The following is a 24,569-nucleotide window of genomic DNA, read 5'->3' as shown; positions in this document are numbered from 1 at the left end:
AGACAGCAGCTACAAGATTGCCGTCTGATGGCGCTTGAACTGCTGACACTCACAAACTGTCCAGTGGACTGCGCACCCCGACTCCAGGCTTCTGCATCACATGCGTGTAAATCTGCGTCGTCTCCCGCGTAAAAGGCTGCGCCTCACGCGGTTCAAGCTCGAGGGTGTCGCTCAAAATAGCGACGCAGTTGTTTATCAATATGACGCCTGCCCGCTCCACTCTTCAAAAAGCGTTCTCGTCTCATTGCGTCCTCCTCAATCAAATACGCCACATAATAAATGAGCTTCCAAGGTCTTCGAAAAGAAGTCGCTCTGGCTTCACCAGTATTATGCTCAAATAGACGGCGACGCAAATTACCAGTGTAACCGATATAAAGCCCCTGATCGAGTTGAGACTGCAGCACGTAAACATAGAACATAACTGATCATCCCTAAAAGAATAACCGCCGCCTGCCACGTGAGCTCTGCTCTTTACGTGGTGAGGCGAAGCCTTTTTACGCGGCCAATACCTCAGCCCAACGGGGAAAATGTATGGTTTTCACAACAAACCTATTGGTGCTCAAATATTCACTTAATGGCAAGCAAAAACTAATTGAGTGCACGAATCGCCGGAGTTGATAACTATCCACAAATTCGACAATAAATCCACTAGATGCTATAAATCAGATACTTATACATCCGAATAAACAGTTACTGTGGGATTTATCAAAAAGTGTTATCATTCACTCAGATTCAAAAACCACCGCTGAGTGCACGAATCGCCGGAAACAAAATCTTGATATTACACATAATTTTGACTTACCTACTGACTATTCAGTCAACCGCAATCCCCCGACAGAACTAAAGCCTCAGTCATACAAATCAAACGGTTCCATCGAAAAACACCTCACAATCAAACAAAACACCAACCCGAGTTATCATTCACTGAGTGAATGATATAACACTGTTATGAAAAAATACTAATTTATGTCTGACATTGACTCCAAAAAAGTAATAGCTCACCTCGAAGAAAAATGGGGGAAGCGTAAATGTTCACAATGCGATTCTTCGAGCTGGAGCGTCACCAGCAAGATCTTTGAATTAAGAGAACACATTGAAGAAGGCTCATCATCAGTAATAGAAGGTATAGCGGTATTCCCGGTATCACCCGTGACCTGCAGGAATTGTGGAAACACTATATTAGTTAATCCAATCTCTGCTGGGTTATTTGAAAAGGAAAAAGAAGAAGTTCTAAAGGAGGAAGAGGTATGAGCGACGACCCTACCTTTAAAATGTCGCAGGACTATGAACTAGTCCGCCCTTTGAAAAAACGAGCCTATCCTATATTGATCGAAGAATGGGAACACTTGAAAGGGAAGATCAACAGCATCTGCGACAATGCGAACTTATTTCATACTGCAGGTTCAGTGCTTTTAGGTATCTCAGGTTCTGCCCTGGTTGCAGCTCTAACACTTAACCTTCCAGCGCTTCCAAACGGAGAGACACCGATGCCCATTGTCTTATCATGGCTTATCGTTGTTAGTGCATTAGTATGCGGATGTTTGGCATTATTTTTTGGGCATCATCAAAGAAAGGTTCAGAATTCAACAGCAGAAGATGTGGTTGAACATATGGAGCTGATCGAAAAAAGATATGAACAGAAGAAATCATAACCAATCGGCATATGACAATGAGTTTCGCGCTCCGCGCTACACTCATGCATAGCCTCATCGTTAGGCAGAGAAAAAAACAAAAATGCAGCCTCTACTGAGATCCATAAAAGAACGCTGGCTGGAATGGCTATCGGTAGGACTGTGGACATTTGTAGCCATCCCTCTAATGGGTTGGATGGTGGCGTTCCTCCAAAGTGAAAAAAGTATAACACAGACATGGGGATTGCTGACGATAATCCTGCTCTCCACTTGCCTGAGTGTGTTATACGTCGTAAAATTGATAAAAGAAAAGAGGTCATATTTAAGATATAGTAGAAATGTTTATTGGAAAAATGGTGATGCGATTCCGTTTTGCCCGATATGCAAACACTCGAAGAAAGAACAAAATCAGCTTACCACACAGAGACACACGGAAGGCACTGGATACAAATGTTTCATTTGCTATCATGCCTTCTACTCTAAGGATGATTCGGACGATTTCCACATTAGGGCTCTCGGTCGGCCTAGGGCCTAACCAGTCGAGCGACTCAATAGATTTCGCTGCGCTCATCTACGAGTCCTCTCTACGATATGCAAAAGAAAGAACGAATCCAATTTGGATGATTCCAGCCTTGCGCTAACGTGTTAAAAAAGAGAATCTATAAAAATGGAATGATGAGTGGCTCACATTTGAGCCCTCTCTCCAGACAGAACAACTGAATGAAGACCACGGACCAGAGTGTAGCCCATCTGACCATGGGCGGGAGCATATCCAGACGCACCTATCAACTCCTTTCGCGCTCCAGGCTTCGCTCTTCGAGCTACGCCCGGCAAGCCGCGCTTCATTCGCGATAGTGCTCCACGATCTACAGAAAGAATGAAAACTTTCAGATTCACAATTCCTGAGCCTCGACTGACTAAGCATGAAGCAGAAGGAAAAAAGAAAAAGGAAAGCTTAACGCATTCTGACTATATTCGAGCTTTCATCGGATTTTGGATACTTGCGTGGATTGTGAGCTTTGTTCTCGGAAATATTCTGACTTTCATCCCAGTCGAGAACCCACTAGTTTTGATAGCATTCTTTGTAGCCGTATTGGTATTAAGCTATCTATCTTTTTTCTGGGCTACGAAATACTTCCTCGTTTCCCGACTAAAAGTAGATCAAGGCGGAGGTATCAACTCCGAGGCTGCGCCTCTCCGTGATACTCCTTAGCGATCTACAGAAAATGAATAAAGCTATTGAAGAAGGGAATAGTCAGCTAGGCAGACTTCTAGCTTTTGGACTATCCGCTGCTTCCATTGGCTTTGCTAGCATCGCTTATTTTTACGGAAAAGAAATTGCTACTCTTCCAGCTGACCGTTTCGAAGGTGGCCATGGTTTTTCACTGAATGCGCCGCTAATGATGTATGGAGCTGCGAGTCTTCCATTTTGCTACATAGGCCTCCTATTTTTAATAGCAGCAGTCTGGGGGAAGTGGAAAGAAATAATCCGATTTCCGAACCTGATCACGCTTGTATTCCTATTGCCCGGAATTCTGATTTCTGCCTCTATCGTGCTGATGCTGATTAAGGGATAAGCAGCAAGCCAGCCACAACCAACCGACCAAATGAAGCGTAGATCCAGTCGCACCTATCAACTCCTTTCGCGCTCCGCGCTTCACTCGCGATAGTGCTCATCGTTCATCAGAAAGAATGACTGACGACCTGTCCAATAACTACACCATCAAAAAGTGGGTAAAATCGAATAAACGAATGATTAAATTCGCATCGATAGGTTTGCTCGTCGGTATTGTTGTAGACTTGCTTTTTATACTAACCGGAGCCACGTTTGATGGAAAATTGCCCACACTTGGAATAGTTCTTGGGCTATACTACTCATTCAAGAAAACTGAGGATGAACCAGTCGATCCAGCGAATGCGAGTAACGCCGCCAGTGTTAATCGAAATCAGTCGGCTCGCATCCGCTGATCTCCACGATCTACAGAAGAAATGAAACTTCGATTCACAATCATTCTCGGCTACACCACGATGTTCCTCTGGATCTGGATGCTAAGTGAATTAGAATCGACGGATCTGAGCGAAAAAGTAACACGGACTATACCCATGTGCGGCATGATGGGCACGATGTGGTTAATCTACCGACTTGAGTGCATGGCCAAAGAAAAGAAGAAAAAGGATTCAGAATCGAGCACTCGACAAACCACAATCAACCGAGCAAATGAAACGTAGATCCAGTAGGCATGAGAAGGCGTAGCGAGTAAGCTTCAAAAATGGAGCTGAATCGCATAGAACTACGCCACTATGAATACAGCAAAAAACACCCACACCATCGGCATCGACCTAGGCGACAAGAGCCACGAAACTTGCACTCTAAACGCAGAGGGCGAGATTATCGAACGAACAACACTGCTCAACAACCAGCCCGAGCTAATCCGTTTCAGCAAAGCCAACCGAGGCGCCACTCTCATCATGGAAGCCGGTTGCCATTCACCATGGATTAGCCGTCTGTTCAACCAGCGCGGCCACAAGGTAGTCGTCGCCAATCCACGCAAGGTCCGGGCGATCTACCAGACCGACAACAAAAACGACGAACGTGACGCGCTGCTGCTGGCTCGCATTGGACGTTTTGACCGCAACCTACTCTACGGCATCGAACACAAGAGCGAGGCGCACCAAAGAGCGCTGAAGATCATTGAAGCACGCGATGCCCTGGTGACCGCACGCGTCAAACTGGTCAACCATGTGCGCGGCTCTCTCAAAAGCCTAGGCATCTTCCTACCATCCGGTTGCAGCACGGAGGCCTTTGCCCGTAAGGCCACGGAGCATCTTGAAGCCGCGGATTACGCACTCGTCGCACCGGTCATCGAAAGCATCGGCCATCTGAGTGAACTCATTAAATCCGAAGACAAACACATCGATACCATGATCGCCGAGGACTACCCTGTGGCTCAGAAGCTATTGACGATCCCCGGAGTCGGCCCAATCACAGCTCTCTCCTTTGTCTTAATTATCGGCTCGCCAGACCGCTTTGCGACAGCGCGAGATGTCGGCCCGTTTCTTGGACTCGTCCCTGGGCGTGATCAATCCGGCGACGTAGATAAACCCATGCGCATCACCAAAGCCGGCAACCGCATGATGCGACGACTACTCGTCAGCTGTGCTCAATACACGCTCGGACACTTTGGACCGCCCAGCGCGCTCAAAGAAGCTGGAGAGCGCAAAGCGAACAGCGGAGCAAAGATAGCGAAGAAGAAAGCCGTCGTCATGACTGCCCGCAAATTAGCCGTGATGATGCTCGCACTCTGGAAAGATCCGAACTCCGAATACGAACCCTTCCCAGGTAAGAGCAGCCAGCAACAAGCAATCGCCGCTTAAGATGAATTTTGAGACCATTCCCATGTCCCGTCCGGATGACTGCGGAGCTCCGTCAGCTTCAAGCCAAACCATGGCGATTACAATGAAAGCGAGAACCAGTTAGCAGCTCCGAGACAGGACACCCACAAGCACCGAGCCTGGTAAGCTCACAAAAAAGAGTGCGTATGGAAGTCTGACATAGGGAATCCGTCTCGACATCCTCTCAAACATACATCATCAAAGAGTAACAAAATTGAAATTTTCACATTAAACATTAACCCCTTCTCATGGAAGACGGAGCTGGTCAACCCCATTTACGCGTCAGATATTCGACAACCACTTAGACTACTAATCACTCGGGCTGGGTTGCCAGTCCTCCACGTTCGGTAAAAAGAAAAATGGAACTACAAGACTTTATTACGAACACGCTCGTTCAGATCGCTCGCGGAATCGAAAATGCCGCTGACCAACTCGAAGGAACGAAAGCAATTGTGAACCCTCGGAATGTCCATGCTCTCGAAGAGAAAGAAAGTGCAGTCTATGGTTACTTGAATACCCAAAAACAGTATTTCAAAGTTGTTCAGAAAATTGATTTCGACGTTGCTGTGACAGCGGAGAAGGGAACCGAAACGAAAGGAGGCGTAGGAATACACGTCGGAAGCATCGGACTAGGCACTCAAGGTAAAACAGAGAAAGGAAATAGCTCTGTCTCCAGAATATCATTTTCTATCCCAATGGTTTTACCAATGGAAGATGCCCCCTTTGACAAGGAGGACCCACAAGAAGAATGAGACCGAACCAGTCGCTTCTGGTCAACGTCGCTAACGCGCCGCGCCAGAGCTCCACGTTGGATAACTAAAAATGATTCCTGATTACTGGAAAGAATTCCTCGAAGCGAATGATCTCATCGAGAAGGACTTCGAACTAAGCGAAAGTGAAGATCTCTCTGGGGTTGGAGCTGATTTCAGTTTGATGAGTTTTGAAGATATTATTGATGAGGCAGAGAACTATTACCCCGGAATAAAAGTAAAAGAAGATGGTTTCATCCCAGTCGGCAGCTGCCAGATCGGCACAGGCGATCCCTACTTCATAAACAAGAAAGAAGGAAAGAATGGTGCCCTATACAGAATCTATCACGATTCAGTCACAGATGAAGGGTATGACCATGAATCTGCCATCGACAAGGTATTAGATCACTACGAAACCCTTCTGAATCAAAGATCCAACCAGTCGGGAGATGGACAATAGATTTCGCTGGCGCTCATCTATGCATCCCCTCTACGATCTACAAAAAAATGAAATTTCTGATACTCACTATTTGCGTAATCCTTTCGAGCTGCACTTCGGGTCTGAAAAAAGTCACCGAAGCGCAAATTGATCACGAGTATGCGGGGAAGATCGTCGTAGGTGATCCAACTCAAACCAAAGAAGGAATCGAATTGAAGCTTGGCTTCAGTGGAGGTGGCTGGATGAAAAACTCTGGAATCTGCTTTAAGAGGGCGAAAGCCGAAGTGAATGAAGAAATAATTAAAATTAGAGTGTTTACATCTGTCTGCGCAGGTAAAGCCATTAAGCCGAAACTCATCCTTAGGGACGATTTAAAAGGAAGCTATCAGCTTGTGTTTGAGGACCCAGATGGAACAATTTACCCTCTCAAAACTATCGAACTACCCTAGAGCAGATCCAGTCCGACGAGGCAATAGATTTCGCTGGCGCTCATCTATTCCTCTCGTCTACGTTAGAGAAAAGAATGAGACAGCCAGAGAGAATAGATAAGCTCACAGAGCTGATTCGTGAAGCATGGAAAGAAGACCCTGACATGCGCTTTCTTCAGTTAATCTATGTGCTTCAAGCGCGATTTTCTCAGGCAAATAATGGAAGAGGAAAAATTGAAAGAATCGAAAAAGACGGATTCAAAAAAATTGGATACGATTTGTTTGGAACTGAAGACGAGGAGTTCACCGAATTTCTGGAAACATACCTAAACAAGAAACACTCTAACAAGTCAGGAGAGGACAACGCCTAACGGCGCGTCTCCCTTCGACGTTAGGTAGAAAAACATTTGAGCATGCTACTCGCACACAACAATCCCGACCATAAGCAGCATCGCTACTATGATGAGAAAATTTCAGGGTGCGAAATTGACCTGAAGGTCGATAAGTCCGCTCACGTATTTCAAGGATGCGAGATCAAAGACTGCGTCATTCTGTTGAATTGCAATAACGCAGTAGCACAGTCCGTCCTATCTTCCAATAAATGGATAAACTGTCATTTTCGACCAAAGAAAGAAATGTCATTGCCGACTATCGAGGCAGACTTCGTGGAATGTAGATTTAGTGGGAAGTGGTCTTTGCGGTTTGATGGCACGGTTGACGCATGTGACTTCACTGAAGCGAATCTTATTTTTGCCGCGTTCTACAAAACTGATCGAATACAAGAGAACAGAATCAAGGGAGAGAGCACCTTCGTAATCGAAGACCTAAAAACGAATTATAAGAAGATTAAGGAGAAGCTTTCAGGGAAGACTAGATTCGGCATACATATTCGACCTGAAATGAGCATGATCGTTTTTGATATAGAAAAGCAGAAGGACTCTAACGTGCTTCGAGAGCTGCTCTCGGAGTTTGACTCGAACACACAGAAAGGAATGGCCTAACCAGGCGGGAGATGACAACTCCGAGTAGCGCTGCCGCGCTACTCTCCGCGCATCCCCTTTACGTTCGCAAAAGAATGAATTTACTCGAAGACAAATCTCTAGCGCATCTACTCGAAGGAGAGTTAGAACAGAATATCCTTAAATCTGCATATTCGACAGTTTTTAACTATCACGATCCCTTGCGAGGTTGCGTATTTGCACTGCTCATAAGAGAGTTAATAAGAATCATCATGGAGCGTTTGTCTCCAGATAAGGAGGTTCTGAGTGCATCATGGTGCAATGGTTCGGATTGGACTTACCTAAAAGAAGGAAAGCCATTTGTAACTCGACGCGCTCGATACCGATTTGCAATAACAGGAACAATATCAGACGAACAAATTAAAAAACACCCAGATTTAGACGTCAGCAAAACTGTCGACGAGCTATCCCGACTCGTAAACAAGCTAAGTAAATACGCTCACATTAGTCCTGGAACAACCAGCCCAAGCGTGAGTATGTCTAACGACTTCTTAGCAGAAGTTGAAGATATTTTCAGAGAATACTCCGATACGCTTTTAAATACAAAAAAGAAAGTAAAAGAAATCGTGTATGACTTGGTTCACAATGAGGTAAACGAGCACGTCATGAATGCAATACCTGACGAACTGGATGCACTATCTACTCATACCTACGTGGAGGGCATCAGTATTGATGAGCTACAAGATTTTGACACCAGCTTAGCCACCCCGCTATTGTCTGGTAGTGCTACTGCCGAAATAGAGTTAAACTATGGAAACGAGAAAGAGGGAGTATCTATGCCTGACTCATACCCAGTCGAGTTTTATGTAGAAATTGATCCGAACACATTTGGGGTCTCGGTCGAGTCCATCTCAGTCGACACCTCAAAGTTTTACGAATAGTGCGAACCAGTCGGTCGTCTCAATTCAGTTTCGCGCTCCGCGCTTCACTGAATCGAGACACCTCACCGTAGAGAGACAAAATGAAAACCGAAGAATTAAAAAATATCCTAGACTCGGAGGATGGTGAACGAGCTTTATGCCGTTTCATAAAAGAGAATCCGTTTGTTCTTCGTGAGTCCCTCCAATTCATGGGACATCCGACAAGAGTCGTGGAAGAATTCCCCATCGGGAATGACTATCGAGCAGACTTCGTAGTGCTTGCACCTTTCTCTGGCGCATTCGAGATCAAGCTGATCGAGATAGAACCTCCCAGCAGCCCATTTTTTAACAAAAATGGAAGTCTGTCTCAGAGAGCTAATAAGGCATTGGAGCAAGTTAACAGCTGGAATACTTATATAAAAAAGAATCAAAAACAGTTCCTGAAAGACATCGAACGCTACGCCCAAGAGAAGGACTTAATTCGAGATCACACTGAACCAATGACATGCTCAGCAGGATGGTCTATCCATCATCCACGTATGTCGCTGTATTTCAGCTACGATATAATCATGGGACGAAGAGCCTCACTAACAGATGCACAGCTAGAAAAGAAAGCCGATTTCCTAAACAATAATAATGTAGCACTTGTTACATCCGATCGTCTTTTCCAAGGCACCGAGAAGATCGACCGCAATCCAGAAATCTACCTCTAACCAATCGCAGTGAGCAATGTCGCTATCGCGCCATCGCTCATGCTCGACGATCTGAAAATGAAAATCATAGGAAAACAAGTAGCGCTCAATTTCGCTACGTTGGGATATTCAGGTTACCGTGAAGCGAAAAAAAGAATTGAAAAAAACAGCCTCAAAGAGCGCGTGGCTTACTCGGAGCAGATCTTGGGGTTCATGCTAGCCTTACCCATAATCATGGCTCTTATCACTGTGATGGGATTACTTGAAAGCGTAGCAGTCTTGGACGAGTTCCTGGGGACGGTCGATGAAATGAACGAATACAACTATCCTAGGGCTGGTGTCATCGAGACGCTTACATTTATACCTTTTACGTTTATCCTGTTTTGTTTTCTTCACCTATACCTCGGACTTGCTGCAATCCAGCATATGCCGACCTTGAAAGGAGAAGACAGAAATAAAATCATACTATTCGGCTTCTATGCCATTGACTGGAGTCCCTCTGAATACCTCAAGGGTTCGGATTCAGATCCAGTAGGCATGAGAAGGCGTAGCGAGTAAGCTTCAAAAATGGAGCTCAATCGCATAGAACTACGCCACTATGAATACAGCAAAAAACACCCACACCATCGGCATCGACCTCGGCGACAAGAGCCACGAAACTTGCACTCTAAACGCAGAGGGCGAGATTATCGAACGAACAACACTGCTCAACAACCAGCCCGAGCTGATCCGTTTCAGCAAAGCCAACCGAGGCGCAACCCTCATCATGGAAGCCGGTTGCCATTCACCATGGATTAGCCGTCTGTTTAACCAGCGCACAGGAACTAGAATTACTCAACTTTTGAATCGACCTTCATTCAACGAAGTTTGAAGGTCAGCCCTCACACATGTCTTCATCCACACTCATAGCCACCCGCAAAAGTCCGCTTGCACTCAAGCAAACGGAAATGGTACGTGCCCGCCTAGCAGAGACGCTCCCACAAGAGGAATTTGCGAATCTCGAACTGACGACCAAAGTCGACGAGCGCCTCAATTGGTCGCTGGAAAAGCGTGGTGGGATTGGCCTGTTCACCAAGGAACTGGAGGACGCCCTACTCGATCATCGCGCGGAACTGGCGATTCACAGCGCCAAGGACATGCCGACAGTTTCCCCAGAGGGACTTGCCATCGCTGGCTATCTACCGCGCGCCCGCGTAAATGACGTGCTGGTGCATCGCAACGATTGCCCGATCCCCCAAACCATCGCCACCAGCAGTCCTCGTCGCCGGGCACAGCTCGGCATCCTGTTTCCATCCGCCGAATGGACGACGATTCGCGGCAATGTCGGCACGCGCCTACGTAAGATCGCGGAAGGTGAATGCGAAGCCAGCCTGCTCGCTGCGGCGGGGCTCGACCGCCTTGAAATTGAATCCTATCCAGGCTTAAATTTCATCGAACTACCGGTACACCAAGTCGTGCCGGCACCCGGGCAAGCCGCGATCGCGGTGCAATGCCGCAGTGAAGATTTCGCAAAATACGAAAATCTCTTCTGCGCCCAGACCCAGCTCGCGGTTACTTTCGAAAAAGGCTTCCTGCAACGCTTGGGAAGTGGCTGTCAAATCCCGGTCGGCGCCTATTACAAAGCGGGTCTCTTTCGGGTCTTTCATCCTGAAGTGGGCCATCAAGAATTTAAAATCACACTCGAGTCCATGGATCAAATTGAGCCCGAACTCGATGCCATCATGAAAGTGCTAAAGCTCTAATTCCTAATTCTCCAGCATGTCACAACCAGGAAAAGTATATCTCATCGGCGCCGGCCCCGGCGATCCGGGCCTTGTCACCGTTCGCGCACGTGAACTCATCGAACTTGCTGATGTCATCGTTTACGACTACCTCGCAAATCCCAAGTTGCTAGATTGGGCAAAGCCAGCTGCGGAAAAAATCTACGTCGGCAAGCGTTCGGGCATGCACTCGATCCCACAGGATGAAATCGAGGAAATTCTGGTCGACCGCGCCCATAAAGGCTTGCAAGTGGTACGTCTCAAGGGGGGCGACCCCTTCGTATTCGGTCGTGGCGGCGAAGAAGCCAGCGAGTTGCAGATCGACAAAATCCCCTTTGAAATCGTCCCCGGAGTCACGGCCGCACTGGCAGCAGCGGCCTATGCAGGCATTCCTCTGTCCCACAGGGACTTCAGCTCCTCCATTACCTTTCTCACCGGACACGAAAATCCAGAGAAACATACGCTCAGCATCGACTTCAAGCTATACGGAAAAACCAATGGCACACTTTGTCTCTACATGAGCGTGGGACAACTACCGCGCATTATCAAAGAGCTCAAAGCAGGTGGCATGTCGGGCGAAATGCCCGTCGGCATCATCCAATGGGCCACGCTTAGCCGGCAAAAATCCGTCTATGGCACCATCGATAGCATACTCGAAGACATCGAGCAATCCGGCATCGGGACCCCGGCCATGATCATCATTGGCCAAGTCGTGGCACACAGGGCAAAGACCGAATGGTTTGAAGGACGCCCACTCTTTGGCAAACGTATCGTCGTCACCCGCGCCCGCGAACAGGCGGGACAACTCAGCCAAATTCTGAGCGACCAAGGTGCCGAAGTCATCGAACTGCCCTTCATCTCGGTCCAGCAACATTTCGATGCCAAACGCCTGGGTGAGGTATTTGCAGGCATCGCCGTTTACGAATGGATTATCTTTACCAGCGCCAATGGCGTGAAGAATTTCTTCGATCTATTTTATAAGGCCTACGATGACATCCGTTGCCTCGGGCCCATGCGCATCGCCGCAGTCGGAGCGGCCACCGCGCGCGAGATTGAAAAGCACAAACTCAAGGTAGACCTCATCCCGCAACAGGCCAATGCCGACGCCCTCGCCGATGAATTGATCGAAAACGAAGGCATCGAAAGCGTGCAAATCCTCGTGATCACCGGCAATCAGAACCGCGAGAACCTGGTCAAACGCTTGGAATCCGATGAGGGCCGCGCCATCGTCGACACATTGCCCCTCTACAAAATCACGAAAACAGACCTCAGCCAAGACCCTGCAGCCGAACGTTTCCGCAAGGAAGGTGCCGACGCCGTGCTCTTTACCAGCTCATCTACAGTGAAATCTTTTGTTGATCAACATGCTGCACTCACACTGGAGCCGGATGCCCGCAAGCCTGTATTCGGCAGTATCGGCCCCCTCACCACGCAAACGTTGAAAGACCTCAAACTTCCGGTTGCCTTCGAAGCCACACAAGCCAGCTTGGAACACTTCGTCGTCGAGACCATCTCTCATCTCAACTCTGAAACATAAGTCCGACTCTAAATCCCAATCCGATTAAGACGAAAACCAAATAAATCACAAACACACATACTATGAAAGTTACACTCGAAACCACACAAGGCTCCATCACCTTCGAGCTCTTTGCCGACGTCGCGCCAAAGACCTGCGAAAACTTCACCACTCACTGTAAGAACGGCTACTACAACGGCGTGATCTTCCACCGCATCATTGAGCAATTCATGATCCAAGGAGGCGACCCCACTGGTACAGGCCGCGGCGGTGAGTCCATCTGGGGCAAAAATTTCGAAGACGAGTGTGCGCGCGATCTCACTTTCGACAAGCCCGGCCTGCTCGCCATGGCCAATGCAGGTCCCGGCACCAACGGCAGCCAATTCTTCATCACGACTGCAGCCACACCTTGGCTCCACATGAACCACACCATCTTCGGTGAAGTGATCGAAGGCATGGACGTCGTAGAAAAACTGGAAAAGGTCAAAAAAGGCCCCGGTGACCGCCCGGTTGAGGAGCAAAAAATCATCTCGGCCACAGTCAGCGAGTAGTCCAGAAGACAGATTTTGAACTGAATCACTAGACGGCTCGCAACGAGCCGTCTTTTTTTGTGTCTGATCAATGGCGCCAAGCCATGCTTGCCTCCCCACTCTCCACGGCCCACTCTCCACTCCATTCAAATGCAGATTCTAGCACTTCACGGTTTCACTGGTTGCGGCAATGATTTTGCTCCTTTCGCGGAGCTGGTCGGCGCGCAATGGCATTGTCCCGACCTCCCGGGGCACGCCACCAATTCTCAGCTGCCTTGCAAGCCAGCTGACATGATCGATTTTATCGACCACGAACGGCACAACCAGCAGCTACAAACTGCAGCCCCCAAGATCCTACTAGGCTACTCCATGGGAGCGCGAGCCGCCCTAGTTCACGCCTGCCAACAGCCCGCGGCATGGGATGCACTGATTCTTATCAGTGCCAATCCGGGCATAGCAGACGAAGCGGAACGGGCCCAGCGCCGTAGCACCGATGCCGAACTTGCGTCTTCCATCGAGAGCAAGGGCCTGAGCGCATTTCTGGAATTTTGGCAGCAGACTCCCATGATTCGCAGCCAAAAAAATATTCGCAACGATTGGCGCACGCGCATGCAGGTAAATCGTGGTACACACACAACAGCCGGCCTCGCTCGTAACCTGCGTGAATTCGGTCAAGGCAGCGTGCCCAACCTGTGGCCGCAGCTCAGCAAACTCTCCATGCCCATTGTATGCATAACTGGCCGAAACGATCATAAGTATACGACGATCGCCGAAAAAATGCTCCAAGTCCTCTCTCTCGGCGACCACAGCCAAACGGAGCACATTGTTGTCGATGACTCAGGCCATGCCCCGCACTTGGAAGCTCCCAAGCCCACGGCCTGCGCGATACGGCAATTTCTCAACAAACTGCAGTGACTACATTGCCGCATGTCCGTCGAAAACGACTTAGACATTCAACAATGCAGTCACCTACCACCGAACAAAAGAGGTCACTCAACCAACCGCCCGGGTTCGATTAAAGAGCTTAAAAATAATCACACAGCACACGCCGGACAGAAGTAGCAGCAATGCCGCATATACCAGATTTCCAAAGAGGAAATTACCGATCGAGAACAGGCAGGCATAAATCATAATGGTGCCGACAAAGACACAAAGAAGCTCGTAAGGAAGCTCCCATGCTTTCCCTTTGCTGTCGCCCTCGATATCTACCCCGTCCGCTTCAGCGAGTGCTCGTAACTTGGCCCAACCGGGTCCACCTGGCTTGGTTTTGCGGTAGAATTCGTAGAGTGTCTCCTTCTTCTCAGGCTTTGTCAGCAAGGCAGTCGTCACCCAAATCACCGTATTTATCAGAATCGCCAAGAGCAGTCGGCAAGAACTCCCGTCCAGACTAAAGCTCTCACTCCGAATGGCCAAGGCATCGGCATCGACGAAGAAAACCAAAACGACACCGGTAATAATTGCGCCAAACATCGCCACGATCTCAGTGACTGCATTAATGCGCCACCAGAACCAGCGCATCAGATAAATCGCACCTGTGCCCGCACCGGAAAGCAACAACAACTCGAAGGCCTGCGAAGCGCTCTCCAACTTAAGCGCCAACACTCCGGCAATCACCATTAAGACCACTGTGCAAATACGCCCCACCCGGACAAGGTGCTGCTGACTGGCATCCTTAACAATGAAGCGACTGTAGAAATCGTTGACCAAATACGACGAGCCCCAGTTCAAGTGCGTGCCGATCGTCGACATATAAGCGGCCACGATCGATGCGATAACGATACCGAGCATACCTGGCCCCAGCTTACTGATCATCGCAGGATACGCGACATCATGTGCAAGATACTGCGCATCGATCCCGGGAAACTGCTCCCCGATATCACTCAGTTCGGGAAACACTAGTAACGAGGCCAGAGCAACCAGAATCCAAGGCCATGGACGGATCGCGTAATGCATGAAATTAAAAAGCAGCGTCGCTCCAATCGCGTTCTTCTCATCTTTCGCCGAAAGCATGCGTTGCGCGATATAGCCGCCACCGCCTGGTTCCGCACCGGGATACCAGACAGCCCACCATTGCACAGCAATCGGTATAATCAACATACTCACGAGCAATGAAAGGTCCCCTGGATCAGGAAAAATAGCCAACTTACTCGCGATGGGAGAATCTGCAGACAACATACCGGACAAGCCGCCAATGGCCTGCACTTCGGGTTGCTGAATTGCCACATAAGCGGCATAAACGGCACCAAACATCGCAATAGAATACTGAAAAAAGTCAGCCCAAATGACCCCCTTCAAACCGCCCAGCGTGGCGTAAATGACCACACCGATGGAACCAAAAAGCACACACTGCCATGCGGGTAATCCAAATAAAATCTGACCATATTTGATAATAGCGAGCGTCACCGTCGCCATAATCAGCACATTAAAGAACAGTCCGAGAAAGACCGATCGGAAGCCGCGTAAAAAAGCCGCCACATTCCCATGATATCGCAACTCATAATACTCGAGGTCGGTCATCACTTCAGAGCGCCGCCAAAGCTTTGCATAGATAAATACAGTGACCATACCAGTGATCAAAAAGGCCCACCACACCCAGTTCTTGGCGATACCATCCTGACGCACCAAATCGGTGACCAGATTGGGTGTATCCGCAGAAAAAGTACATGCGACCATCGAAATCCCCAATAGCCACCACGGCATTCCCCGCCCGCCCAGGAAAAACTCGGAGGTGCTCTTCCCGGCACTCCTGGAGGCAACATAGCCAATCGATAAAACGATAATGAAAAAAGCGACAAGTATCGCCCAATCAATTGTGGTGAGTGTGATGGATGCTAAGTACATAATTATCTTAATTGCCCCACACACTAATCCGAGTGGCTGCAAAGACCAGTAAAGGATGACACATCATTAAGTTACGTAACCGACACACAGCCCGACTTTCACTTGCGAGAATGTATTCAGTGTGATGAATTTACATGATACTTCTGATGCGAACAATACACATAAAACTTCTCCTACTGACACTCGCGGTATTCACTATCAACGTAGCTCAGGCTGCGAATCCGGCAGATCAAGCGGCACATCAGCTGATTCAACGGATCGCTCCTCAACACGCAGCTAAGTTCGTCGTGGATACCTCGCTACCTAAGAAAGAAGGCTTGGATACCTTCTCAGTGTCCGACACTGCTGACGGCAAAATACTCATACGTGGCAACAATGGAGTATCTGTAGCTTCTGGCTTTAACTGGTATCTCAAGAATCGTGCCTTTTGCCATCTTTCATGGTGTGGCGATCAAATGGATATCCCGACGCCACTCCCCAAAGTCGGCGAGTCAGTCACGGTCACCACTCCACTGAAGCGCCGCACTTACTTCAACTACTGCACCCTGTCCTACACCGGTGCTTGGTGGAACTGGGAGAATCGATGGGAACGTGAAATCGACTTCATGGCAATGCAGGGAATCAACCACCCGCTTTCCGTCATTGGCCTTGAAGCGGTTTGGTATGAAACATTGCTGGAATACGGCTTCACCGATTTGGAAGCACGCGAATTCCTCGTCGGCCCCGCATTCTTTGCCTGGCAATGGATGACTAATATCGAAGCTCATGGCGGCCCCCTTCCAAAATCCTGGATCGATCAGAGCAAAGTGCTGGGTAAGCAAATTATTGATCGTCAAATTGAGTTAGGGATGACCCCCATCCAGCAAGGATTTACGGGCCATGTGCCACGCCTACTGAAAGAGAAATTTCCGGATAACCAGATCAGCTACAAACATAATTGGGTCTGGTTTGAAGGTGCTGCGCAACTTGACCCACTGGACCCGCTATTTGATAAAATGGGCCGCACCTTCCTAGCGAAGCAGGAGGAGATGTTTGGTACTTCTCATCTCTATGGCTGCGACCCATTCCATGAAGGCTCCCCCCCGGTTGAAGGGGATGACTATCTCGCTAAGGTCGGTAAGAAAATTCACACACTCATTAAAGCACACGATCCGGAGGGTAAAATTGCCATGCAATCCTGGACGATCCGCAAACCCATTGCGACCGCGATCCCTAAAGAGGACATTTTCATTTTGGATCTGGGTGGGAAGCGCCATGATAGAAATGATGACTTCTGGGACATTGAATTTGTGGCGGGCCCATTGAACAACTTCGGCGGTCGCATTAACCTGCATGGCGACCTGGCGCTGCTGGCCTCAAATCCATATATGCAATGGAAAAACGACATGCCCAACTATGTCGGCATGGGCTTGTTCATGGAAGGCATCGACAACAACCCTGTTTATTATGAGCTGGCTTTTGATCTGATTTGGAAAGATGGCCCGGTTGATTTAACTCAATGGCTGCACCACTATGCGCATCGTCGCTACGGTGCGCCTTCTGAGAATGCAAATAAAGCTTGGGATCTGATCGCCAAAGGTCCCTACGGTGAAAATACCGACGGCACTGAACTCTCATCCATGGTCGCTGCTCGCCCTGAAATAGATGTCAAAAAATCCGGCCCCAATGCTGGATTTAAGATTCCCTACTCTCAGATCGATTTGCTCAACGCCTGGTTTTTACTACTTAAAGATGCTGACAAGCTCAAAGACTCAGACGGATACCGCTTCGACATCGTCGACATCGGTCGCCAAGTATTGAGTAACCATGCGCAAAACCTACACCCTAAAGTTAAAGCAGCATGGGAAAAACGTGACCTAGAGGCATTCGATCAAGCGACCAAAGAATTCGAAACACTGCTGCTGGATATCGACACACTCATCCGTCCACGCGAAGAGTATTCACTTAACAAGTGGATCAGTGATGCCCGTTCCTTTGGCACCACTGAAGCAGAGAGTGATCTTTACGAAAAGAATGCGCGCACACTCGTCACTCTCTGGGGGCCCTTGGATAGCCGAGGACCACGTATCTTTGACTACGGCTGGCGCGAATGGTCTGGCTTGATCAAAGACTATTACTTGGTGCGCTGGCAAAAGCATAACTCAATGCTGCGCCAACATATTGTCGATGGCACGCCTTACGATGAAAGCAAAATCAAACAAGTGCATGGCCGCGCCGCATTGCGGGCAAATGACTTTTTTGATGAGCTAGCCGATTGGGAAATGGATTGGGCCACCCTACCTGGAAAGGTCGATTCGCCTGCGACAAGCGGCGATGAAGTCGAGCTCGCCAAGCGCTTTTACATCAAATATGAGAAAGCCATTCGCGAACTCACTCAGGATCAACATCAACTCGCCAAGCTCAAACAAAATCCCGGGGAAATCATCGGCAGCTGCAACAGCGAAAATATTAATGTTGACCAGAAAAGCACCCAACTCTCCTTCCCCGTAACTGAGTATCTTGAAGGTGAAGGCAACTACTTTGTCACCTTCAAACACAAGCAAGGCCCATCCAACCTAAAGCTACTCCAAGTCGAACTACTTGAAGCGGGCAAGGTGATTTCAACAGATAAACATTCCGGTTGGGCATCACGCAACCCAAGCAACAACATTTACACCGTAGAGTGCCCAGAGCCCGCTTTTGGTATCGATTACAACATTCGCATTACAGTTCAAGGTCGCCCGGAAAACAAGCTCTCCGTTGACCTGCACTTCAAGAAAGCTGACTAGCAACTTCAATTAGACAATTAGGTAAAAACCATGCCCAATATCAGAAAACTCATAATGCTCGTGTTGGGCGCAGTCGCACATTGCTGGGGACACACGGGCGCAACTGCTGAATTAAATCCTACCGCAGATCAAGCGAACGTGGTTTACATCTTCATGGACGACCAGCGCTATAACACCATCAAAGCCTTGGGACAGGAGGATATCATCACCCCCAACCTGGATCGATTGGCGGCGCGTAGCTTTATCTTTAGCAACGCCTATTGCTTCGGGGGCAATACAGCGGCGGTGTGCATCCCGGCCAGGAATATGAATATGACGGGGAATACCTTCTTTCATTTCAACGGCGGCAATACCAGTGGAAATAACCCACGCGACAATGGCAAAGGATACACCTTTCCGAAGTCGATGAAAGCCGCTGGCTACGAAACCTATAATCGCGAAAAAAGCGGCTCCGCCAACCTCCCCCACATTCGGACACAATTCGACTACTATGGTGATATCAACATGGTCCAAGAGCAGAGGACCGGCTACGCGGCACGCTCGATAATCAACGACGCGATTCAATATCTCGAAAAAGATCGGGATACCAGCAAGCCCTTCTTTATGTATCTGGGAATCCCCGGCCCGCACGACCCGCGCTTGTCGGCACAGGAATTTCACGATATGTATGATCGCGAGAAAATACCGCTGCCGGAAAACTATCTGCCCAGTCATCCCTGGGATATCGGCAAGAGCACGATGCTAGCGCGCGATGAAATGATTGAAGCGTGGCCACGCACCGAAGAGGCCATTCGCGGCCATATAGAAGACTACTTCGCAATCATTACTAGCATGGATGTCGATATTGGACGCCTACTGGACAAGTTAGATCAAATGAATTTGACGAAAGATACCATCATCATCTTCTCATCCGATCAGGGCTTAGCCATCGGCAGTCATGGACTGATGGGCAAACAAAGTCTCTACGATGATGTGATGAAGGTGCCGATGATGTTTGCCGGTCCCGGAATTCCCAAGGGTAGTTCCGATGCCCTTATGTATATCCACGACGTGTATCCAACCGTATGTGAATTGACAGGTGCACCTATGCCACAAGGCATCGATGGTATTAGTATGGTTCCAGTTATCGAAGGTAAGGTCGATACGCTTCGCGAGCAACTGATGTTTGCCTATCAGCGGAACCAAAGAGCCATTCGCGATGAAAGGTGGAAATTGATCCAGTTTACCGAGATCAACAAAACGCTGCTATTTGATTTAAAGAAGGATCCTTGGGAAACTAACAACCTCGCCGACGAACCCGAGTATAAGGAAGTTGTCGAGCGAATGTTGCACGAACTAAAAAGCGAACAGGCTTACTATGGTGATGATCAACTCTTATTCGCAGAGAACCCAAGAGATTCTTATTTCAAATTACCCACGCAAGAAGACATCCGTAATTTGAGAAAAGCAAAACGAGAGCGCCGTAGCAAAGATGACGATAACGATGGGTGATTACTAATTCCCGCTCGAATGCAATCTCGCAAATCATGCAACAAGTAGGATTACATAACTTTTTCCGGCGCCCCAGAGCCATTGACTCAACAAGCATCCAAAGATTCGATGTAAGTTGTCATCGTAGATAAGTATTTTGACCTGAACCTTAGGGGGATGAATTATAGAACTCAGCTAACCTTACGCAATTATGATTAACACAAAAATCAAATCTCTTCAGGCGACTCTTTTCAGCCTGGCTCTGACGCTTGGCCTTTCGTCGGCTAGCGCCTCCATAATCATCAACCCAAATACTCCCATTTCAAATGTGGCGGCTAACGCGGGATCCAGCCTAAGCTACCTCGTGAGCGGCACGCAAAATGGAGGCGGCAGCAGCCTTACTTACGATGCTAGTTCCACGACTCTAGCCACTGGCACTGACGTAAGCATTGCACTGGCTACGACGGAGACTCTGGATGGGGTTGCCAACAGCTATGTCACCCCCGCAAATAATCCGGATTATTTTACATCAGGCACGGCCCCCATATTGACCTTCACTCTAGGTGATGTTTACGACGACATCGATTCCATTATTTTATGGAATTACACGCATGATAACGAATCCAATCAAACCAAAGACTTTTCTGTATCATTCTATAGCGACACCGATGCTTCGATTCAAGTAGGCGACACATACTCGGCCACGATGCTAGAGCGTCCGGGTGCCGCGAGCAGCGTGGCAGCAGAGCAATTTATCTTTGGTGAAGGCATTGTCTACAGCGGCATACAATCCTTCACAGTCACACTTTCGAGCAACCATAGCGGCAACCGCGTAGGACTCTCTGAAGTTCGCCTCACTCAAGTACCTGAGCCAGAAACCTTCGCCCTGCTTGGCGGGATGTGCGCCCTCGGCTTTGTCATGCTGCGCCGACGCGCAAAATAGCGCGAAGCCAATAGTCTGCATTTCAATTCTTCATCCCCGCATCTCGTATGCCGGGGATTTTCTTTATAAGGGGACAAGCATCGTCAAATATAGGGAGTGCCTCTCATTGCTTAGATTGCTAGGCTAAATTCTTCTCTAAAGTCCTAACTTTTACGCCACACTACCCCAGCCTCTCACGCACCGGTGACCTCGATGAGTATTGCTGTAACGACTCCCCAAATTCGCGTAAAAAACCGAGACTACGCATTTCCTTCAAAAGCTCACAGCTCGAGTAGCTGGCTCTACACGGTGTTAATAAAAAATGATGATTCGTCCGTTAAAAAACACTCGAACGGGTGTAATAGAGTAACCCTCAAAAATGATGAATCAAAAACATAAGATGCAAGTTTCAGCCTTTGCGCGCATAGCACTCGCCTTCTACCTTACATTTCTAGCTTTGCCGACGGCTACCACCTTGGCGGAGCAGGCATCCATTGATCTCTCCGGCGAATGGGGCATACGACTGGACCCCACTGATACAGGGATCGCCGAAGGATGGCACAGTCTCGAATTCAAGAATGTCATTCAACTCCCCGCGAGCCTACAGGAAGCGGGCTATGGCGACGATCCCGCGATGGACTCACCATGGACCGGCGCCATCAAGAACAACGAATGGAATAAGCCGCAATATAGCCCCTATAAAACTGCCGACAACTTCAAGATCCCCTTCTGGCTACAGCCCGACAAAATCTATATGGGAGCCGCATGGTATCAGCGGGAAGTCGAGATCCCACAAGCATGGCAGGGCAAGCACATCGAGTTGCAATTGGAACGCGCGCACTGGCAGACCATCGTCTGGGTCGATGGACACAAGCTATCCACTCAAGACAGCTTAGCGACTCCACATCACCACGATCTCTCGTCGGCACTCACGCCTGGAAAACACACGATTTCAATCCAAGTGGATAACCGTATGATCGTCGATGTGGGACACAATGCACACAGCGTAACGGATCATACGCAAAGTAATTGGAATGGACTCACTGGAGAACTCAAACTGGTCGCAAGGTCACCGGTTTGGATTGAGAACGTGCAAGTATACCCCAACGCTAAACAACGTAAGGCCACGGTCAAAGTGGACCTCGGCAATCAGACTGGAGCTGCTGGCAGTGGTCTGCTTTCATGGCAAGTTTCCAACAACACTGCGACCGAATTGAGTGGCAATCAGACTGTCTCCTGGAATCAAGACGGTGGCACAGCTGAGCTGCTCATCGACATGGGGACCGACGCGCTACTCTGGGATGAGTTCAACCCGAACCTCTATCAATTGGAGATCAAGCTCGAATCGGGCGATCGCAAAGAGGTCACTTTCGGCCTGCGCGACCTCAAGGCAGAGGGCACACGTTTCACCATTAATGAGCGTCCGGTCTTCCTCAGAGGCACATTGGAATGTGCCGTATTTCCTTTAACTGGATACCCTGCTACGGATGTCGAATCCTGGCGACGCATCATCCGCATTTCCAAAGAGCACGGACTCAATCACATTCGTTTTCACTCATGGTGCCCACCTAAAGCCGCATTTATCGCAGCTGACGAGGAAGGCTTCTACCTACAGGCGGAAGCCAGCGCCTGGACAAAGATCGGCACCGGAGCGCCAGTCGATGCATGGCTGTATAAAGAGGCGCAAAGTATGGTGGATGCCTATGGCAATCACCCTTCTTTCGTGATGATGGCTTATGGAAATGAACCGACTGGTCCAGGACGTGGGGGCGTATTCCTGAAGCCCTGGGTGAAGCATTGGAAAGAAGTGGACCCACGTCGTATGCATACGGGAGCAGCTGGTTGGCCACGGGTTGAAGGGAATGATTTTCACAATGTGGCGAACCCTCGCCTGCACATGTGGGGAGCACGTTTAAAGTCCCGCCTGAATGCTAAAGCGCCTGACACTCGATTCGATTTCTCTGGGTTTATCAATGCAAACCCAGTGCCAGTTGTTGCGCACGAATCCGGTGAATGGACCGTGTATCCCAACTTTGATGAGATCGAAAAATACACCGGTGTCTTAAAAGCCAAAAACTACGAAGTCTTCCGCGACTTGCTGGCCGATCATCATATGGCGGACCTCGCGGATGATTTCCTCATGGCCTCCGGTCGTCTCCAGGTGATCTGCTATAAACAGGAAGTGGAAGCCGCACTGCGCACGCCAGGCTTCGCAGGTTTTCAATTGCTCAGCCTCACAGATTTCCCCGGACAAGGCACTGCCCCTGTTGGAATTCTTGATGCCTTCTGGGACAGCAAGCCCTATATTGATGTCGAAGAATGGAGTCAGTTCTGTAATGTCACCGTTCCCCTCGCTCGTATGCCTAAGCGGACTTGGACGACTGCAGAATCCTTCTCCGCCGCCCTTGAAGTCTCACATTTTGGATCGGAACCGCTGAAGCCAAGCAAAGCAGCTTGGCAGATTCTATCAGCCGAGGGGCACGTCGTCGCTCAAGGAGCCACCAACGCACGCGACATCCCACTCGATAATGCCATCAAGATGGGCAATGTAAACGTCCAGCTAAGCGAGCTGCCTGCTCCTGCTGAATACACGCTCAAGGTCGCACTGGAAGGTGCGGACGCACGCAATGAATGGAAGTTCTGGGTCTATCCTGAGACCGTCGCAACCTCTGCTGACGACGTCGTCATCGTGCACAGCGTCGCCGATGCCAGCGCCGCACTCAAGGACGGAGGCAAAGTCCTCTTGCTCGCCAACAAACTGGTGAAGAATGACATTCAAATCGGTTTTTCATCCAACTTTTGGAACATCGCTTGGACCAACAATCAAGCGCCACACACGATGGGCATTTTATGCAATCCGAAGCACCCAGTGTTTAGCGAATTCCCAACCAGTTACCACAGTGATTGGCAGTGGTGGGATCTCATACACGACTCACACGCGATGATTCTAGAGGACTTGCCACCCAAGTTTCGTCCTCTGGTTCATAGTATCGACAACTGGTTTGATGCCCGCCGCTTAGGCATGCTGGTCGAAGCAGAAGTCGACGGCGGTAAGCTTATGATCAGTTCACTCAACCTAGACGGCGATTTAGAAAAACGCCCTGCTGCCCGCCAAATGATGGCCTCCATTATCAACTATATGGCAAGTCCAAACTTTGTCCCCGAAGAGTCACTCAGCGTCGAACAATTCTCTAAAATTCTAAACAAATAATGGTGTCTCCACTAGTTGTAGCGGAATCGGCCTGTCCGCCGAAGCTCGAAGAGCAAAGGAGGAGAACCGATTTCGACGCTCTTGCACAACGCAAACGAAACGAGTTCCTCGCTGCGGCCTGCGTAGCTCGAAGAGAGAAGGAGGAGAACCGATTTCGACCCCACGTTCTGCAACGGACGAAACGAGTGCCTCGTTCCGCTGCACCATTCAGCGGAAACGTTTGTATCGATTCTACGTATTACAGATCCTCCAACTATAACCGGTAAGACAAAGAGCACCTTAGGTTTACGTAACCTAATAACAATTCAATCAAGCATGGTTTCACCTCAAACATGCGTTC

The 24,569-nt window shown here is 49.0% G+C and carries 26 protein-coding genes; 23 read left to right on the top strand and 3 right to left on the bottom strand.

What is annotated here, in order from left to right; all coding sequences use genetic code 11:
- Window positions 1-49: 49 nt before the first annotated feature.
- Together SH580_RS18465 and SH580_RS22085 are read right to left on the bottom strand one after the other, a co-directional pair.
- Entirely contained in the window at window positions 50-175 is a 126-nt protein-coding gene (locus SH580_RS18465; RefSeq protein WP_319832295.1) for a hypothetical protein, read from the bottom strand.
- Complete coding sequence (locus SH580_RS22085; protein WP_345786204.1) at window positions 153-419, bottom strand: GIY-YIG nuclease family protein; 267 nt, start codon at window positions 417-419, stop codon at window positions 153-155. The genes SH580_RS18465 and SH580_RS22085 overlap by 23 nt, the downstream gene beginning before the upstream one ends.
- 547 nt (window positions 420-966) lie before the next feature.
- On the opposite strand from SH580_RS22085, the gene SH580_RS18460 reads away from it, so the two are divergent.
- The 19 genes from SH580_RS18460 (at window position 967) to SH580_RS18370 (ending at window position 13,932) form a co-directional block, all read left to right on the top strand.
- On the top strand, window positions 967-1,251 hold the full coding sequence (locus SH580_RS18460; protein WP_319832294.1) for a hypothetical protein: 285 nt from the start codon (window positions 967-969) through the stop codon (window positions 1,249-1,251).
- Window positions 1,248-1,652, top strand: coding sequence for a hypothetical protein (locus tag SH580_RS18455; protein WP_319832293.1), 405 nt, complete (start codon window positions 1,248-1,250; stop codon window positions 1,650-1,652). The genes SH580_RS18460 and SH580_RS18455 overlap by 4 nt, the downstream gene beginning before the upstream one ends.
- An 856-nt stretch (window positions 1,653-2,508) precedes the next feature.
- Window positions 2,509-2,844 carry a hypothetical protein gene (locus tag SH580_RS18450; protein ID WP_319832292.1) on the top strand — a complete coding sequence of 112 codons (336 nt, stop codon included), beginning with the start codon at window positions 2,509-2,511 and terminating at the stop codon, window positions 2,842-2,844.
- 13 nt (window positions 2,845-2,857) lie between these two features.
- Entirely contained in the window at window positions 2,858-3,208 is a 351-nt protein-coding gene (locus SH580_RS18445; RefSeq protein ID WP_319832291.1) for a hypothetical protein, read from the top strand.
- Window positions 3,209-3,620: 412 nt separating this feature from the next.
- On the top strand, window positions 3,621-3,860 hold the full coding sequence (locus SH580_RS18440; RefSeq protein ID WP_319832290.1) for a hypothetical protein: 240 nt from the start codon (window positions 3,621-3,623) through the stop codon (window positions 3,858-3,860).
- 72 nt (window positions 3,861-3,932) lie between these two features.
- Complete coding sequence (locus SH580_RS18435) at window positions 3,933-5,006, top strand: IS110 family RNA-guided transposase (protein WP_319831475.1); 1,074 nt, start codon at window positions 3,933-3,935, stop codon at window positions 5,004-5,006.
- Window positions 5,007-5,383: 377 nt separating this feature from the next.
- Complete coding sequence (locus tag SH580_RS18430; RefSeq protein ID WP_319832289.1) at window positions 5,384-5,776, top strand: hypothetical protein; 393 nt, start codon at window positions 5,384-5,386, stop codon at window positions 5,774-5,776.
- Between the two features lie 70 nt (window positions 5,777-5,846).
- The gene (locus SH580_RS18425) at window positions 5,847-6,233 is read left to right on the top strand and encodes a hypothetical protein (RefSeq protein ID WP_319832288.1); all 387 of its coding nucleotides are present in this window, start codon (window positions 5,847-5,849) and stop codon (window positions 6,231-6,233) included.
- Window positions 6,234-6,280: 47 nt separating this feature from the next.
- A complete protein-coding gene (locus SH580_RS18420) occupies window positions 6,281-6,661 on the top strand; it encodes a hypothetical protein (RefSeq protein WP_319832287.1) in 381 nt (126 codons plus the stop codon).
- A gap of 74 nt (window positions 6,662-6,735) precedes the next feature.
- On the top strand, window positions 6,736-7,011 hold the full coding sequence (locus SH580_RS18415; RefSeq protein ID WP_319832286.1) for a hypothetical protein: 276 nt from the start codon (window positions 6,736-6,738) through the stop codon (window positions 7,009-7,011).
- 42 nt (window positions 7,012-7,053) lie between these two features.
- The gene (locus SH580_RS18410) at window positions 7,054-7,641 is read left to right on the top strand and encodes a hypothetical protein (protein WP_319832285.1); all 588 of its coding nucleotides are present in this window, start codon (window positions 7,054-7,056) and stop codon (window positions 7,639-7,641) included.
- A 74-nt stretch (window positions 7,642-7,715) separates the two neighbouring features.
- Window positions 7,716-8,540: a pPIWI-associating nuclease domain-containing protein gene (locus SH580_RS18405; RefSeq protein ID WP_319832284.1), complete on the top strand. Its 825-nt coding sequence runs from the start codon at window positions 7,716-7,718 to the stop codon at window positions 8,538-8,540.
- 80 nt (window positions 8,541-8,620) lie between these two features.
- Complete coding sequence (locus SH580_RS18400) at window positions 8,621-9,232, top strand: Shedu anti-phage system protein SduA domain-containing protein (RefSeq protein ID WP_319832283.1); 612 nt, start codon at window positions 8,621-8,623, stop codon at window positions 9,230-9,232.
- Between the two features lie 9 nt (window positions 9,233-9,241).
- Entirely contained in the window at window positions 9,242-9,769 is a 528-nt protein-coding gene (locus tag SH580_RS18395) for a hypothetical protein (RefSeq protein WP_319832282.1), read from the top strand.
- Window positions 9,770-9,809: 40 nt separating this feature from the next.
- Window positions 9,810-10,082: a hypothetical protein gene (locus SH580_RS18390; RefSeq protein WP_319832281.1), complete on the top strand. Its 273-nt coding sequence runs from the start codon at window positions 9,810-9,812 to the stop codon at window positions 10,080-10,082.
- Between the two features lie 16 nt (window positions 10,083-10,098).
- Window positions 10,099-10,953, top strand: coding sequence for a hydroxymethylbilane synthase (gene hemC, locus SH580_RS18385; RefSeq protein ID WP_319832280.1), 855 nt, complete (start codon window positions 10,099-10,101; stop codon window positions 10,951-10,953).
- A gap of 16 nt (window positions 10,954-10,969) precedes the next feature.
- Window positions 10,970-12,508: a uroporphyrinogen-III C-methyltransferase gene (cobA, locus tag SH580_RS18380; RefSeq protein ID WP_319832279.1), complete on the top strand. Its 1,539-nt coding sequence runs from the start codon at window positions 10,970-10,972 to the stop codon at window positions 12,506-12,508.
- A 62-nt stretch (window positions 12,509-12,570) separates the two neighbouring features.
- Window positions 12,571-13,038 (top strand): peptidylprolyl isomerase, encoded by a 468-nt coding sequence (locus SH580_RS18375; RefSeq protein WP_308984753.1) that lies wholly within the window; start codon window positions 12,571-12,573, stop codon window positions 13,036-13,038.
- 129 nt (window positions 13,039-13,167) lie between these two features.
- The gene (locus tag SH580_RS18370; protein WP_319832278.1) at window positions 13,168-13,932 is read left to right on the top strand and encodes an alpha/beta fold hydrolase; all 765 of its coding nucleotides are present in this window, start codon (window positions 13,168-13,170) and stop codon (window positions 13,930-13,932) included.
- Between the two features lie 78 nt (window positions 13,933-14,010).
- On the opposite strand, the gene SH580_RS18365 is transcribed toward SH580_RS18370, so the two are convergent.
- Entirely contained in the window at window positions 14,011-15,858 is a 1,848-nt protein-coding gene (locus SH580_RS18365; RefSeq protein ID WP_319832277.1) for a sodium:solute symporter family protein, read from the bottom strand.
- Window positions 15,859-16,004: 146 nt separating this feature from the next.
- Between SH580_RS18365 and SH580_RS18360 the strand changes: the two genes are divergently transcribed.
- From SH580_RS18360 to SH580_RS18345, 4 genes are all read left to right on the top strand, one after another.
- A complete protein-coding gene (locus SH580_RS18360) occupies window positions 16,005-18,626 on the top strand; it encodes an alpha-N-acetylglucosaminidase (RefSeq protein ID WP_319832276.1) in 2,622 nt (873 codons plus the stop codon).
- A 30-nt stretch (window positions 18,627-18,656) separates the two neighbouring features.
- Window positions 18,657-20,117 carry a sulfatase family protein gene (locus SH580_RS18355; RefSeq protein WP_319832275.1) on the top strand — a complete coding sequence of 487 codons (1,461 nt, stop codon included), beginning with the start codon at window positions 18,657-18,659 and terminating at the stop codon, window positions 20,115-20,117.
- A 190-nt stretch (window positions 20,118-20,307) separates the two neighbouring features.
- Window positions 20,308-21,039 carry a PEP-CTERM sorting domain-containing protein gene (locus tag SH580_RS18350; protein ID WP_319832274.1) on the top strand — a complete coding sequence of 244 codons (732 nt, stop codon included), beginning with the start codon at window positions 20,308-20,310 and terminating at the stop codon, window positions 21,037-21,039.
- A gap of 358 nt (window positions 21,040-21,397) precedes the next feature.
- Window positions 21,398-24,229: a DUF8487 domain-containing protein gene (locus SH580_RS18345; protein WP_319832273.1), complete on the top strand. Its 2,832-nt coding sequence runs from the start codon at window positions 21,398-21,400 to the stop codon at window positions 24,227-24,229.
- The last annotated feature ends 340 nt before the right edge of the window (window positions 24,230-24,569 follow it).

It is taken from the genome of Coraliomargarita algicola (assembly GCF_033878955.1).
Lineage (GTDB): Bacteria > Verrucomicrobiota > Verrucomicrobiia > Opitutales > Coraliomargaritaceae > Thalassobacterium > Thalassobacterium algicola.
This window is presented reverse-complemented; position numbering and strand designations above follow the sequence as displayed.